17 protein-coding genes are annotated in these 14,144 nt (G+C 53.0%); 9 read left to right on the top strand and 8 right to left on the bottom strand.

What is annotated here, in order from left to right:
- The first annotated feature begins 6 nt into the window (after positions 1-6).
- Both G9Q38_RS06955 and G9Q38_RS06960 read left to right on the top strand, forming a co-directional pair.
- Positions 7-873 (top strand): cytochrome c oxidase assembly protein, encoded by an 867-nt coding sequence (locus tag G9Q38_RS06955; protein ID WP_228276221.1) that lies wholly within the window; start codon positions 7-9, stop codon positions 871-873.
- Positions 870-2,336: a M48 family metalloprotease gene (locus tag G9Q38_RS06960; protein ID WP_228276212.1), complete on the top strand. Its 1,467-nt coding sequence runs from the start codon at positions 870-872 to the stop codon at positions 2,334-2,336. The genes G9Q38_RS06955 and G9Q38_RS06960 overlap by 4 nt, the downstream gene beginning before the upstream one ends.
- Here G9Q38_RS06960 and G9Q38_RS06965 read toward each other — a convergent pair.
- A complete protein-coding gene (locus G9Q38_RS06965; RefSeq protein ID WP_166129295.1) occupies positions 2,329-3,360 on the bottom strand; it encodes a YheT family hydrolase in 1,032 nt (343 codons plus the stop codon). The two genes, G9Q38_RS06960 and G9Q38_RS06965, sit on opposite strands and share 8 nt — an antisense overlap.
- Before the next feature lie 106 nt (positions 3,361-3,466).
- Positions 3,467-3,679, bottom strand: a complete 213-nt coding sequence (locus G9Q38_RS06970) for a zinc-finger domain-containing protein (RefSeq protein ID WP_114420018.1) — start codon at positions 3,677-3,679, stop codon at positions 3,467-3,469.
- Between the two features lie 245 nt (positions 3,680-3,924).
- On the opposite strand from G9Q38_RS06970, the gene G9Q38_RS06975 reads away from it, so the two are divergent.
- The 3 genes from G9Q38_RS06975 (at position 3,925) to G9Q38_RS06985 (ending at position 6,454) form a co-directional block, all read left to right on the top strand.
- Complete coding sequence (locus G9Q38_RS06975) at positions 3,925-4,587, top strand: AzlC family ABC transporter permease (RefSeq protein WP_166132339.1); 663 nt, start codon at positions 3,925-3,927, stop codon at positions 4,585-4,587.
- Entirely contained in the window at positions 4,580-4,915 is a 336-nt protein-coding gene (locus tag G9Q38_RS06980; protein WP_114420014.1) for an AzlD domain-containing protein, read from the top strand. The genes G9Q38_RS06975 and G9Q38_RS06980 overlap by 8 nt, the downstream gene beginning before the upstream one ends.
- 165 nt (positions 4,916-5,080) lie before the next feature.
- Positions 5,081-6,454: a DEAD/DEAH box helicase gene (locus tag G9Q38_RS06985; RefSeq protein WP_205962341.1), complete on the top strand. Its 1,374-nt coding sequence runs from the start codon at positions 5,081-5,083 to the stop codon at positions 6,452-6,454.
- Here the strand turns inward: G9Q38_RS06985 and G9Q38_RS06990 are convergent.
- Positions 6,451-6,837, bottom strand: a complete 387-nt coding sequence (locus G9Q38_RS06990; RefSeq protein WP_166129297.1) for a thioredoxin family protein — start codon at positions 6,835-6,837, stop codon at positions 6,451-6,453. The genes G9Q38_RS06985 and G9Q38_RS06990 overlap by 4 nt on opposite strands.
- A 136-nt stretch (positions 6,838-6,973) precedes the next feature.
- Here G9Q38_RS06990 and G9Q38_RS06995 point away from each other — a divergent pair, with 136 nt between their 5' ends.
- The 4 genes from G9Q38_RS06995 to phaP all read left to right on the top strand — a co-directional run bounded on the left by G9Q38_RS06995 (position 6,974) and on the right by phaP (position 10,128).
- Positions 6,974-7,717: an EI24 domain-containing protein gene (locus tag G9Q38_RS06995; protein ID WP_228276222.1), complete on the top strand. Its 744-nt coding sequence runs from the start codon at positions 6,974-6,976 to the stop codon at positions 7,715-7,717.
- Positions 7,718-7,747: 30 nt separating this feature from the next.
- Positions 7,748-8,533, top strand: coding sequence for a competence/damage-inducible protein A (locus tag G9Q38_RS07000; protein ID WP_166129302.1), 786 nt, complete (start codon positions 7,748-7,750; stop codon positions 8,531-8,533).
- A 102-nt stretch (positions 8,534-8,635) separates the two neighbouring features.
- The gene (locus tag G9Q38_RS07005) at positions 8,636-9,442 is read left to right on the top strand and encodes an IclR family transcriptional regulator (protein WP_166129305.1); all 807 of its coding nucleotides are present in this window, start codon (positions 8,636-8,638) and stop codon (positions 9,440-9,442) included.
- Between the two features lie 107 nt (positions 9,443-9,549).
- A complete protein-coding gene (gene phaP, locus G9Q38_RS07010) occupies positions 9,550-10,128 on the top strand; it encodes a TIGR01841 family phasin (protein ID WP_166129308.1) in 579 nt (192 codons plus the stop codon).
- A gap of 28 nt (positions 10,129-10,156) precedes the next feature.
- Here the strand turns inward: phaP and G9Q38_RS07015 are convergent, their stop codons facing one another.
- From G9Q38_RS07015 to G9Q38_RS07035, 5 genes are read right to left on the bottom strand one after another with little or no spacing between them, the layout of a single operon-like run.
- Positions 10,157-11,212: a quinone-dependent dihydroorotate dehydrogenase gene (locus G9Q38_RS07015; protein WP_166129310.1), complete on the bottom strand. Its 1,056-nt coding sequence runs from the start codon at positions 11,210-11,212 to the stop codon at positions 10,157-10,159.
- 6 nt (positions 11,213-11,218) lie between these two features.
- On the bottom strand, positions 11,219-11,953 hold the full coding sequence (locus G9Q38_RS07020) for an arginyltransferase (protein WP_166129313.1): 735 nt from the start codon (positions 11,951-11,953) through the stop codon (positions 11,219-11,221).
- Between the two features lie 32 nt (positions 11,954-11,985).
- Positions 11,986-12,738: a leucyl/phenylalanyl-tRNA--protein transferase gene (gene aat, locus G9Q38_RS07025; protein ID WP_166129316.1), complete on the bottom strand. Its 753-nt coding sequence runs from the start codon at positions 12,736-12,738 to the stop codon at positions 11,986-11,988.
- Between the two features lie 46 nt (positions 12,739-12,784).
- A complete protein-coding gene (locus G9Q38_RS07030; RefSeq protein WP_166129319.1) occupies positions 12,785-13,396 on the bottom strand; it encodes an NUDIX hydrolase in 612 nt (203 codons plus the stop codon).
- Between the two features lie 42 nt (positions 13,397-13,438).
- Entirely contained in the window at positions 13,439-14,053 is a 615-nt protein-coding gene (locus tag G9Q38_RS07035; RefSeq protein WP_166129321.1) for a DUF2946 family protein, read from the bottom strand.
- Between the last annotated feature and the right edge of the window lie 91 nt (positions 14,054-14,144).

Genomic DNA, 14,144 nt, shown 5'->3' on the forward strand with positions numbered 1-14,144 from the left:
CACAGAATCTGTGTCATGGATGTCCTCGGTTGGTTGACGCCGTGGGAGTTCTCCCCGGCCTTATTGCTCATGTTTTTCGTGGGCATTGTTTTGTTTGTTCGTGGCACACGTGTGCATCGGGTTTCGGCAGCGCGTCAGGCGCTGTTCTGGGTGGGCCTGGTGTTTCTTTACCTGTCGCTTCATACCCGCGTTGATTATTACGCCGAGCGCTTGTTCTTTGCACATCGGCTGCAGCATCTTGTGCTTCATCATCTTGGCCCGCTGCTTATCATGGGGGCGTACCCGGGGCAGGTGCTGCGTGCCGGCTTGCCTTTGTCGCTACGGGCTTGGTTACGTCGGTTTTTGCAAACACCGTTTGGGCGCTTCTGGGTTTGGTTGTTAACGCACAAAATCCTTGTGCCGTTCATGTTCGTGTTTCTCGTTGTGGTCTGGCTGATTCCCACTGTCCAGTTTTATTCCATGCTCGATTGGCGCTTGTATCGCCTGATGAACTGGTCAGTGGTTATTAGCGGCTTTTTGTATTGGAATTTGATTCTCGATCGTCGGCCAAGCCCTCCTGCGGTTATGTCGCCGGGCGGGCGAATTATTTCCCCGGTTATTACCATGGTGCCGCAAATGGTGGTGGGAGCCATCATTACCTTCACCGAATATGACCTTTACCCAATTTTCGACCTCTGCGGTCGGGCTATTCCAGGCATGTCCGCCGTGACCGACCAAGGTATCGGCGGTCTTACAATGTGGATTCTGGCGGGGTTTGTCGAGGTATTCGGTTTATTGTTTGCATTGGGTACGCTAATGCGTTTGTCCGCCAAAAAGCGGTTGAAGACACCGCGTCCGCGCGCTATACCGGCTAAGGCATCGGGGGCGGCATGAGGTTAAAGCGCTGGCTGTGCACGGCTTTTCTGGTGTGTGCTGCGGGAGTGAATGGTTTGCAGGCCCAACCTGTGGGGTTGCCAAGCATGGGTGCAGCCTCCTCGGCCGACCTTTCTCCCGCGTTAGAGCAAACCCTGGGCGACGCCATTATGGAACAAGGGCGTCGTTTCCCTTCTTACATTAACGATGCCGATGTCTCTCAATATTTGTTGGGCCTGGGGCGTCGTTTAAGCCAGGCTTCATCGGGCGCAGATGTCACCGTCTTTGGCGTTCGCGACCCTTCAATTAATGCGTTCGCGCTGCCGGGGGGCTACGTTGGTATTAATAGTGGTCTCATCGTGGCGGCCGATAACGAGTCACAGTTGGCTTCGGTTGTTGCGCACGAAATCGCGCACGTCTATCAACGCCATGTTGCCCGCGGCATGACACAAAGCACGAAGTCACGAAATATTGCATTGGCGTCAATTGCCGGCGCGTTGCTTGCAGCTTTGGCGGGTAGTGGTGATCTGGCCATGGGTGTTGCGGCATTCGGCCAGGCGGCGGCGGTTGATCAACAACTTGGTTTCTCGCGTCAGGCTGAACAAGAGGCGGATCGGGCCGGCTTTGAGATGCTCACCAAGGCAGGGTTTGATCCGGCGGGAATGGTGCAGATGTTTTCCAAGCTCGAGAACGCCGCACGGCTGAATCGAGGTGAGGGTGGCGGTGCTTACGCAAGTACTCATCCGCTTTCCATTCAGCGTATGTCCGATATTGAAAACCGTGCAAGGGGAATGTCGGCAGGGCGGCATCAAGATAGTGACGCCTTCTGGTTTGTTCGGTCCAAGCTGCGCGTTCTTCAAGCGCGCGACTCTGGCTCCGCACGCAATGCCGAGTCTGTGTTGCGGCAAGAAGCGTCCCAATATGAAGGGGTCAGGCGTGCTGCGGCGTGGTATGGGCTGGCGTATCTGGCGTGGGAACGCAAGGCATATGACGAGGTTGCGCAGGCCTTGCGCCAAGCCGGAGCTCAAGGGGTTCAGTCGCCGCCCATGGCCAGCCTGGAAATTGATTTGGCGATGGCCCGGAATCAAGTTGAACAAGCACGTCAAATTGCTGATCGGGCTCTGGCGCGTTGGCCCGAGAACCAGGGAGTAGGCTTGGCCGCCGTTGAGGCATTATTGAAGAACAATGAAACGTCCGCTGCGTTAAAACAGCTGGACAATTTAATTGAGCGCTGGCCTGAAGAGCCGCGGTTTTATCAACTGCAGGCGCAAGCCTTTGAACGTCTTGGTCAACCGGTTAAGGCGCGTCGGGCCATGGCTGATTATTACGAAAAAATGGGTGCTTTGGCGGCTGCGGTAGAACAGCTTCAGCAGGCAAGGGGACTTTCCAATGATTTCTACGAGCAATCAGAACTTGATGTGCGTATTCGGGAACTTCAGGACCGGGTGAGAACCAATCGTGAGTTACTTGAACAGTTCAGATAAGGCGTTCGAAATAGTTGGCCATTCGGTTAGGCAGCCAGTTCAGGTTGCCGGGAAAGCCACCGGTAATAAAACCCACGTGCCCACCTTGCGCCGGTTGGTGCAACAAAATGGCATCCGAGCATTCGCTCGTTCCAGGTAAAGATGCCTCGGGTATAAACGGATCGTTGCGGGCGTTTAAGATGAGCGTGGGCCTGCTGACTGACTTGAGCACGGGTTTGGCCGAGGCGCGAGTCCAATAGTCAAGTGCATTCTTATAGCCATGCATGGGCGCTGTGTATAAGTCGTCAAAATCACGTATGGTTTTAACTTGTCCTAGCTTGAAAGTATCCGTGATGCCGGGAAAACGCTGTGCTTTTTCGCGAATTTTGGTGATCATGCTTTTCAGAAAATAGCGCGAATACACCTGACGACCAGCCGGTGTGCGCGATAAAGCCTCTCCTGCCGCCACCAGATCGAGTGGTACTGAAATAGCCGCACAGGCATGCAGCCAATGTGTATCTTCCGCATTTTCACCCAAGTATTTAACCAGTGCATTGCCGCCTAACGAAACCCCGGCGGCGTGCCATTTGGCGTTGGGAGCTTTGGCTTTGAGTTGCGCCAAAATGAAGCCGATTTCATCGGTGTCACCCGAGTAGTATGCTCGGGCCATTCGGTTTGGAAAGCCTGAGCATCCGCGGAAATGCGCGACAACAACAATCCAGCCGCGTGCCCGAAAATAGTGCGCAATAGATTGCGCGTAACGGCTTTGGCTGCTGCCCTCCAAGCCGTGAAACAGGACCAAAGCCGGGATATCGTGGGCATGGTTGAGAGCTTGCCGGTCGGGTGGTTCCAGCCAGCGTCGGGCGGCTGTATGTGCCAAAGCGGGATCGGGTTCAACTTTGCGGTTATCGGCGGAACGATCGGCGAACAATCCCGGTGCAGTCCAATCGAAGTCGACAAAATCGCCGTCGGGTGTGGTGACACGTTCGCGTATAAATGCAACCCGATGAAAGCGGGCGCCTGCAGCGCCCCAAATCGTTTGCATATGTCCATTCGGTAACCACCAGGGTGTGGGACAGACGGAAGGATCGAATTGAGCGTTCACTGAGTGCGTAAAGCCCTTGAAATTAAAACTTGAGGGGGGAGCCAGGTTAATGGCCGTGCACTGTCTGGCCTGGTTTGAGCTGGTAAGTTGCGCTGCAATAAGGACAAACGCCCTGGCCGGATTTGGCCACTTCGATATAAACCCGGGGGTGCATTGACCAAAGCGGCGCTTTGGGCCCGGGGCAATATACCGGCAGGTCGGAGGCATCGACCTCGATGACGTCACCATGGGGAACAGATTTGTCTTCTGCGCGATTCATGAAGGTTCCTGAATAGAAGAATACCGAATGGCGGCATTGTACCAATTGCGGGCATTCACGCAGAATGACTCAACAAACTTGGTTGAGTCGGATATCATTTATCGTTTTAGCATCAACTGTCAGCATGCTGACATATTTTATAACGGGGTTTTGCCTTGTCCTTGCCGTCCAGCCATTCGGTGTCCTTGAAGCGGGCACGCGCCTGGCATAGTTTCAACACAGGTTTTCGTCAGGTTGCACCTACCATGGTTGCAACAAGTTTATGGGGCTTTGTGACCGGCATCGCCATGATCAAAAGCGGCATGTCCGAGGTGATGGCGACCTTGATGACATTGTTTGTGTACGCGGGTTCCGCCCAGCTCACTGCTTTGCCGCTGATTGTTGCTGGTGCACCGGTCTGGCTGATTTTTTTGGCCGGTTGCGTAGTAAATATTCGTTTTGTTATTTTCGGTGCCGCATTGCAGCCTTATTTTCGCCGTTACCCTTTTCTGCAACGCCTGGGGTTAGGGTATTGGTCCAGCGACATGGTTTTTGTCTTATTCATGACGCGCTACGGTGATGCGAAAAAGCGGGGGACCCGGGATCAACTCTATTTTTATCTTGGGGTGATCGTTCCAGGCTGGATTTCCTGGCAGATTGCCTCTATTGCCGGCATTTATCTGGGTGCGGTCATTCCTCAGTCGTGGTCGCTCGAGTTTGCCGCCACGTTGGCCTTGCTGGCCATTACCGTTCCGCTGGTGAAAAATATCCCCATGGCGGTTGCGTTGGTGGTGGCGGGTTGTATTGCCTGGGTAGGGCAACCACTGCCGCTGCGGCTGGGGCTGGCCGCTGCCGTTATAGGTGGAATTGTGGCGGGTGTTATGGCCGAAAAGCATCGTGATCGTGCTATAGGAGGGCGTCATGTTTGAACCGGGGACTGACGCTTACATTTTGGCCGTCATTGTATTTTTGACGCTATGCAGTTTGATTACCCGAGCCGGATATTTTTTGTTTGGCGACTATCTGCCCTTAACCGACGGCATTCGACGCGCGCTGCGTTATGCGCCGCCGGCAGCGCTAATCGCCATTGTAGTGCCTGAGGTTTTGCCTTGGGGGGAAGGTGCGGCTGCCTTTGTAGACCTTAAAATGCTGGCGGTGTTGGTTGCAGTGCTCGTTTATTTGCGTACTCGCAGTGCGGTGTTGGTGATGGTAAGTGGGATGGTGGCGTATTGGGTAATACGCGCGCTATTGGGCTAGGTGGGGCGAAAAGGGGTGCGATAACGCTAAGTCGTGGATATTTAACGACACTTTCGACCGCGTATCGACGTCGCATTTCGACCTGTACGTCCGCCTGCGTTAAAATAGTCGTGTTTTAAATCCGCATGGGCGCATTAATTTGCCGTGCGGCATAACCCGATTTCGATGGCAGATACCACTATTTCAGATCTTACTCCCCAGACTTTTTCCGAGCTCGGATTGCATGCCGACATCCTTAAAGCGGTAGCAGCAACGGGATACACATCCCCCACTCCGATTCAGGCGCAAGCCATTCCCGTTGTAATGCAAGGCCGCGATGTAATGGGTGCAGCCCAAACCGGCACAGGCAAAACCGCTGCATTTACACTACCTATTCTGCACCGGCTTATGTCGGTTGCCAATTCCAGCGCATCGCCGGCGCGCCACCCGGTTCGCGCATTGGTTTTAACGCCCACTCGGGAGTTGGCCGATCAAGTTGCCGACAACGTTTCAACATACGGTGCTTCAACACCATTGCGTTCGGCAGTCGTTTTTGGTGGTGTTGATATCAACCCGCAGCGCGATGCATTGCGTCGAGGTTGTGAGGTGTTAATTGCGACGCCTGGTCGGTTGCTTGACCATGTAGAACAAAAGAACGTGAACCTCGGTCAGGTCGGCATTCTTGTGCTCGATGAAGCGGATCGGATGTTGGATATGGGTTTTCTGCCCGATCTCGATCGTATCGTGCGTCTGTTGCCTGCGCAGCGTCAAACGCTATTGTTTTCCGCCACATTCAGTAATGAGATTCGCAAGCTGGGTCGCAGTTGGTTGAAAGATCCTGTTGAAATTGAGGTTGCAGCGCGTAATGCGACAGCGGAAAATGTAACTCAAATTGCCTATCCGCTGGGGGGTAACGATAAGCGGTTGGCAGTGACGCACCTTGTGAAGTCGCGCGGCCTGAATCAGGTGATTGTGTTTTGCAATACGAAAATCGGTACCAGCCGCTTGGCCCGCCAGCTTGATCTCGACGGTATTCGTTCAGAATCCATCCATGGCGACAAAAGTCAGCTTGAGCGCATGAAGGCGCTTGAGGCGTTCAAGGCGGGTAAGCTTGAGGTTTTGGTGGCCACAGATGTCGCGGCGCGTGGGCTCGACGTTGCAGGTGTGCCTTGTGTCATTAATTACGACTTACCTTACAACGCGGAAGATTACGTGCATCGCATCGGGCGTACCGGGCGTGCCGGAGCCTCGGGCGAGGCCATCGCACTCTTTGCACCTGATGAAGAGCGCTTTTTGCTTGACATTGAAAAGCTGATTAAAAAGAAAATTCCGCGTGGCACCCTAGATTTGCCGACGCCGGCGCGTCGATCTTCTTCCTCTTCTGCATACGAGAGCCGTGGCCGCCATCGTGATAGCAGCCGTTCTCGTGCACCTGTGGATGATTTTTTCTCGCGCCCGTATGTTGCCGCAAATGTTGAAGCCAAGCCACGTTTACCCACCCATACCAGCGATACTAAAAATACCCGCAAATCGGTAGGTGTTTTGTTGGGTGGGCGTTAGTTATTCACCAGCATGGCAACCGGCCCTGGGCCCGACTCCGACACAGGTAGCTCGGGCGCTTTGCGCAGCAGCGTTTCCAAATGCCCAATGTGAGGCAATAAGGGTCCGAAAAAACGATTTCCGCTATCGTCCTGAATCAGGACGGTGGGAAAGTTTTCAACGTCTTCCTCATCAAGCAACTCCGGATTTTCTTCGATGTCCACCCATATAAAAGTGTGGGTGGGCCATTGTGCAGCCAGGGCGCGAAAATCATTCAAATATTGTCGGCAGGTGTCGCACCATTCTGCGCAGTAGCAAATAACGGAAACCCCTTTGTGTATCGGTTCGGATGCAAATGCCGTTTGTAATGCGGTAAGGTCGTTGGGGAGTAGATAAAAAGACATGAAACGCGATGAAATGGTTGGCGGTCACAAAAAGAATGGGCTTTTGATTATGATAGACCAATGTCAGGAAAAAGGTTGATGCATGAATGATCGCAATGATGTAGTTGTCAATCGGAACGGGCCTGGAAATCGGGGTATGAACGCGGTAACCGAAGCGATGAAACGGGCGCTGATATCTCAGTTCCATCCGAAGATGTTGTTAGCCCTGTTTCTGCCGTTCATTATCGCGCTCTTGGGCGCAATTATTCTGATTTGGGCTTTTTGGGAGCCGCTAACCGGGTGGTTGAATACTGAGATGGCCCAATGGGGCGTCGTGAATACAGTTGACGAATGGATGCTGGCTATTGGTCTGTTTTCCATCAAGCTGTATATGGTGCCGTTACTCGCTGTAGTCATTCTATTGCCGTTGTCCGGCATCCTGGGCCTGGCCATTGCCGCTATTTTCGTCATGCCTATCGTGCTTCGCCATTTGGAGCGGCGTCAGTACCAGGGCTTACGCCGGCAAGGCAGTGTCATTGCCGTTCAGGGCGTTTGGAACGCTGTGTGGGTGGGGGGGTTGTTTGTGATTGGCTGGTTGCTCACCATGCCTTTGTGGTTGATTCCTCCATTTGCTGTGTTGTTACCTGTTTTTTGGTGGGCTTTTGCGTTTACCCGTATGTTGCGGGTTGACTCCGTGCTGGAGCATGCCAGCCCTCAGGAGCGTCGTTTGCTTTGGCGTCGGCATGGTCGAGAATACTGGATATTGGGCGGCATTATGTCACTTATTAATTTGTTCCCACCGGCTTGGCTTGTGCTGCCGGTTTATTCCGCGCTGGTGTTTGCGCATTTCAGCTTGAGCGCGCTTGAAAATATGCGACAAGAAACGGTGGTTGATGTTTAACTATTTACACGAACGAGGTTAAAGCGGGTAATGAGTACAACAAGAATAAGGCTGATTATCATCGGCGATGAAATTCTCTCGGGGCGGCGGCAAGACAAACATATGCCCAAGCTTATTGAATTGTTGGGGCAGCGTGGTTTGCAACTGGGCGGTGTTGAGTTGGTGTCGGACGATCGTCCCACTATTGTGCAAACGCTTAAGCGCAGTTTTGCCAGTGACGACGTGGTTTTTTGCTGTGGCGGGATTGGCGCAACCCCAGATGACCAAACGCGCCAATCGGCGGCTGAAGCCTTGGGGGTTGATTTGGCCTTGCACCCTGAGGCCGAGCGCCTGATTTCAGAGCGCTGCGCGGAAATGGCGGCCAAAGGTAACGGGAGTGCCGATATGAGCTTGCCGGAAAACAAACAGCGTCTGCAAATGGGGGTATTTCCAGTGGGGTCGGAAATTGTGCCGAACCCGTATAACAAAATTCCGGGTTTTTTCATTTCAAATCATACTTTCATGCCCGGTTTCCCGGTTATGGCATGGCCGATGATGGAGTGGACACTGGACCATCGTTATCGCCAATTGCACCATCAAACCCCGCGCGTTGAGCATTCGTTTCTGGTTTACAGCTTGCCGGAATCCCGAATTACCCCCGCCTTGGAGGAGCTGGAGCGTCGTTGGCCTGGTGTAAAAGCCTTTAGCCTGCCCAGCATGGGTGACGGGCGTTCGCATATCGACTTAGGGGTCAAAGGAGAGCCACAAGCTGCCTCTGAAGCACTTGCGTATTTGCGGCAAGCCGTTATAGAGGCGGGTGGATCGCTGACACCTTAGGCAGGTTTTGAGTACAACGCTTGAAAAAACTTGCACAGTGACGGCATAATTTCATAATATGATAATGTCGCAGTGCATCATTTTCATTGGTTAACTCATATCATGTCCGAATCGCGCGCTTCAGCCAATTCTTCACCTATTTCCATTCAAGTTTTAGAGCGAGCCATGTTGCTGCTCGATGTTTTGGCACACCAAGCGGAACCCGTCGCGCTGAAAAGCCTGGCGGCGCGAACTGGGTTACATACGTCAACAACGCATCGAATTTTGAATGATCTCGTGGCCGGCCGTTATGTTGAACGAGTGGACAGTGGACTGTATCAATTAGGGATGCGGTTGCTGGAGTTGGGTGCTTTGGTGAAAGGGCGTTTGAATGTACGCCAGGTGGCGCTTGAGCCCATGAGAGAGTTGCATAAGCTTACCGGTCAAACGGTTAATCTGGCCGTGCGGCAGAACGACGAAATTTTATATATCGAGCGCGCCTGGAACGAGCGTTCGGGCATGCAGGTTGTTCGCGCTGTGGGCGGGCGTGCACCATTGCATTTAACTTCGACCGGTAAATTATTTCTTTCGGTTAGCGATGTGCGGCAAGTTAAGGCTTATGTGGCGCGTACGGGCCTGGCGGGCGCCACGCCTAACAGCATCATCGATGCCGAGCTGCTTGAGCAGGAGTTGGCTGGTATCCGGCGATCCGGCTATGCCCGTGATAACGAAGAGTTGGAGTTGGGCGTGCGATGCATTGCCGCCGGTATTTACGATGATGCGGGTAACTTGCAGGCCGGTTTATCCATTTCGGCGCCTGCGGAGCGTATGCACGATGAGTGGATCGCAGCCTTAATTGAAACCGCTGGACGAATTTCAGAGGCGTTAGGTTACGAAGGGGTGCGTCTTGAGCAAGCGTGGCATGCCTAAGCGAACATATTCATATTGCAACGCGTCAAAAAAGTATTGACATGGTTGTTTTTTAAGGTTAAATTTAAATTGTGCAGTGCAATATTTAACCTTTTAAAGGAAACACCATGAGCGCAATTCCACAATCTATTTATGCTAACCAGAAAGCGTCGCTCGACAAGATCCTGGCTGCTCAGGGTTCAATCTTCGGCGGCTTTGAAAAACTGGTTGATCTGAATCTTAAAGTCTGGAAAGCAACTTTCGATGACGTTGCCCGTGTATCGCAGCAGGCTATCGAATTGAAAGACCCTCAGGACGCAGTTGCTTTCACCAGCAATGCAATGCAACCCAATGCCGACAAGGCAGTGGCTTACAGCAAACATGTATACGACATTTTTACTTCGGTTCAGGCCGACTTAACCAAACTCACTGAAGAGCAGGTTAATGAAAGCCAGCAGCAATTGCATGACGCCATTGAGGAGTTTGCAAAATCTGCCCCTACCGGTTCTGAAAGCGCCATTGCGCTAATGAAGTCGTCAGTGGTTAGTGCAACGAATGCTTATGAAACTGCCACCAAGGCAGCCAAGCAAGCGTCCGACGCCGCTCAGTCGAACATCACCGCTGCAACCAATGCCAGCTTGAAGGCGGCAACTGAAGCTGCTGAAGCAGGCAAGAAAGCAACAAGTCGCGCTCGTAGCGCGTCGTAATGAGCGGGTTGCCGCCGGCGATGCGTGGTTAACCTTCCAGGTTTTGGTCACGCAACGCTTGAACGCATTCAGTAATCAGTGCCGGGCCATTGTAGATAAGCCCGGTGTATAACTGAACAGCGTTGGCACCTGCCCCGATTTTCTCGCGTGCTTGCTGGGAACCCAGTATGCCGCCGACACCAATAATGGCAAATTCTTTGCCTAGCTGTCGTCGCAAACGGGCAATCACGGCTAAAGAGAGCTCATGAACGGGCGGCCCCGACAGGCCGCCCGTTTCATTTGCGTGAGGCATACCTGTAACGTCATCACGACTTAAGGTGGTGTTGGTTGCAATGACGCCATCTACACCATAGCGTTGAAGAACCGCCGCGATGGCGTCGACTTGTTCCGCGGATAGATCGGGTGCGATTTTCACAACGAGCGGAACACGCTTCTGGTGTTTGTCTTCCAGTTCCTTTCGGGCTGTTTGCAACTGCGACAATAAGTCGGTAAGTTCGCTTGCCTCTTGCAATGCGCGTAAATTCTGGGTGTTGGGCGATGAGATATTCACCGTGACGTAATCGGCATGCGGGTATACGCCGTGGTAACCAATCAGGTAGTCGTCTACTGCGTTCTCGATAGGGGTTGTGGCGTTCTTGCCAATATTCAAACCTAATATGCCGCCCTCGGATCGCCAGTGACTTTTCTGTACATTTTTCAGGAATATGTCAAGACCGTCGTTATTAAACCCCAGGCGATTAATCAGCGCATGGGCTTCGGGTAGCCTGAATAATCTGGGCTTGGGGTTGCCACTTTGCGGTTTTGGGGTCACGGTTCCGACTTCGATAAAACCGAATCCAAGATTGCCCAACGCGTCAATGTGGGCACCGTTTTTGTCGAGCCCGGCGGCCAGACCTACAGGGTTGCGTAATTTCAACCCCATTAGCGTCGATGGCAAAGCCGGCCGATTTTCCACTAGCCTGCGTGTCAGGTTGCAGTCGTAAGCCTTCTGTAAAGCGTTCAGAGTAAGTTCATGGGCCTGTTCGGCATCGAGCGAGAACAGAGCCGGGCGCGCCAGCGCATAAGAATTGAAAAGAAACGACATGAAAATTCAGATTAACTGGTGTGGGTTAACCCACCGGCCATTGACATAGATTTGATGGGGGTGGAATTGGGATTTATATGCCATTTTACGGCTTTCCGAAATCCAGTATCCAAGATAAAGCCAAGGGAGTTGAAGCGCGCGGCAGCGTTCAATTTGCCAAAGAATGCCGTACGTTCCCAGGCTGCCTTGCGCTGCGGGCTCAAAGAAGGTGTAAACCGCCGACAAGCCGTTGTCGAGGATGTCGATGATCGAGATCATCATGAGTTGCCCGTCGACCGGCTCGCGGAACTCGACAAGTGAGGAGTTCACCCGGCTGGTCAGTAAAAACTGGTTGTACTGCGCCTCGCTGTCGTCATCCAGTCCGGAGTCATGGTGGCGCGCCTGAATATAGCGCTGATACAGTGAAAAATGTTCCGGCTTGAATGCAAGAGGCTGGGTACGTGCACGCAGGTTTTGATGTTGTTTCCAAATTCGTTTCTGAGTGCGATTGGGCGAAAACGCGGCGACATCGAGACGAATAGGCTTGCATGCATGGCAATTGTCGCAATGCGGCCGGTAAGTAAACAAGCCGCTGCGCCGAAACCCCTGTTCCACCAGGCGTGAGTACATATTGCTGGTAATGAGATGCATCGGGGCTGCAACCTGCGATCGCGCCTCGCGACCCGATAAGTAACTACAGGGGTAAGAGGCCGTTGCATAGAACTGCAGGCTGTGGCATTTAAGGTCGGCGGGGTCGCTCATAAATAATATGCAAACAAATGTCGGCACGGATATTATGGCGGGTTTGTCGCTCCCTGTGCAAACACCCCGTGCTGTAAAAGCTGGCCCGACTGCCAGGGAGGCGCCGGGCGCTCGAGGGTTTTGGCTAATGCGTGCAGAAAGTGGGCGCGTGAAACGGGCTTGGCGCCCAAGCTGGCCAGATGCGTTGTTTCTTGTTGACAATCGATTAGCTCAACGCCGTGGTTCTTTAGAAAACGGGTCAGGTAAACCAAAGCAAGTTTGGAGGCATCGCTGACTCGTGTGAACATCGATTCGCCAAAAAAGCAGCCCCCTATACTTACCCCATATAAACCGCCCACCAGCTTCCCTTCATGCCAGGTTTCAATGCTATGGGCAAAGCCGGCACGATGCCACTCTGTATAAACATCCTTAATCCAGGGTGATATCCAGGTGCCGGGTTGCCCGCCGCGTGGCTGGCTGCAGGCATCCATGACCGCTTCAAAGGTCATATTTGCAGTAATGCGAAAGGGCGCGTTTGGTTGCTGTTCTGTTTGCTGTATTGGCTTGAGCTTTTTTTCCAATGAGCGCGACACTTTAAGGTCGGAGCAACGCAAAACCATGCGTGGGTCAGGGCTCCACCATAAAACAGGGTCGCCATCGCTGAACCAGGGAAAAATCCCTTTTGAATATGCTTCATGGAGGCGCTGAATACTTAAGTCGTAACCGGCGGCCAGCAAACCGTCGGCCGGCGCGGTTGCCGGGTGGGGCAAGGGCTGGTCGGGTTTTATCCAAAGAATAGACGACACGTTGGAGCCCGATGACTTAATGCAGATGCAATAACCAATTCATGCGCTAAAAATCATGCATTGGAAGAGGAACATCGTAGTGATGAACCGGCGGCTTTTTGTCGGGTGAGTCGAAAACACCGTTTTTCTTATCATCCAGATAGTGTTCCAGCGTTGTTATAACGGTGCGAAAGGCCAGTTCATCCCAAGGGATGGTTTCCGGACTGAAAAAATCTGCCTCCAGGCTTTCAGGCCCGGGTGCCAGCTCAGGGCTCAACACTTTGGCCAAATAGAAGAAGTGGACCTGTTCGGCATGAGGCACATTGATAACGGTATAAAGTGGGCCAAGTTCAATTTGTGCGCCCGCTTCTTCCTGAGTTTCCCGCATTGCCCCTTGCGCCGTTGTTTCGCCTAGCTCCATGAAGCCGGCTGGTAGCGTCCATTTGTTGTATCGGGGTGAAATGGCGCGACGGCACAGTAGGATTTTGTCATTGAAAATGGGTAACACCCCCACGACATTGCGCGGGTTCTGATAATGAACCGCACCGCAGCTTTGACACACTGCGCGTAAACGATTGTCATCTGGTGGCGTAATGTAGGAGATTTCGGTTGCGCACTGGCTGCAGAACTTTTGTGACCGCGGCGCGGGGAAATAGAACGAGGACGGTTGAGTAGTCATAAAACGTTGAATTGTTATGGACGCTGGAAGTGCGCGATTCAGTTAAGCATAGCCTAAGGCCGGCAGTCGTACAAAGCCAAGTTGCGCCTCTAGCCAGGGCGCCGGACAGTATCGCAATGGTACCGTATTCTCTGCGACGGATTGTAAAGCGCTACTTAACAATAATGTGGTTGACGTATCTTGAGGAATACGGTCGGGACAGTCGGTGAGTTTTTGACCATCGGCGGTATGCAGTTGCTCCAGTACGGCCAGCGTATCACGGCCGGCGATCAGGCCGGGGCCGTGTTCTGTCTGGGCGTAAAGTTTGCCGGCGTCGTCAAGCCACCAGGCCTGAATATGCTGAACTGCTTGTTGGGTGTGTGTTGTGAGAGCGCCGGTTTCGTTTGTGTGAAAAATGTAGGGCGCGGCATCAAGACGCACATATACTTTTTGCGGCCCATTCTGAAAATACCATTGGCCGTTATCGCAGTGTGTGTAGTTACGATTGATGAAACCAATAATTTGCGCATTTGTAATTGATTCGCCGGGCGTGTCGGCATGGGTGGCATCGCCTTTTGGATGCAGGCGCCACTTACCGGTTTCCGTTAAGGAAAGCCAGCCATATACGTCGGGTACACTTGGCCAGCGGGCCATTGCTTCAAGAACGCGTTTGTCCATGCAAGCATGTTAGCACTTGGCGTGAGTGATGGTGATGGGGATAAGTACTGGAGGCGCAACTCGGAATCGAACCGGGGTACACGGATTTGCA

The sequence above is a fragment of the Pusillimonas sp. DMV24BSW_D genome, from assembly GCF_011388195.1.
Lineage (GTDB): Bacteria > Pseudomonadota > Gammaproteobacteria > Burkholderiales > Burkholderiaceae_B > Neopusillimonas > Neopusillimonas aestuarii.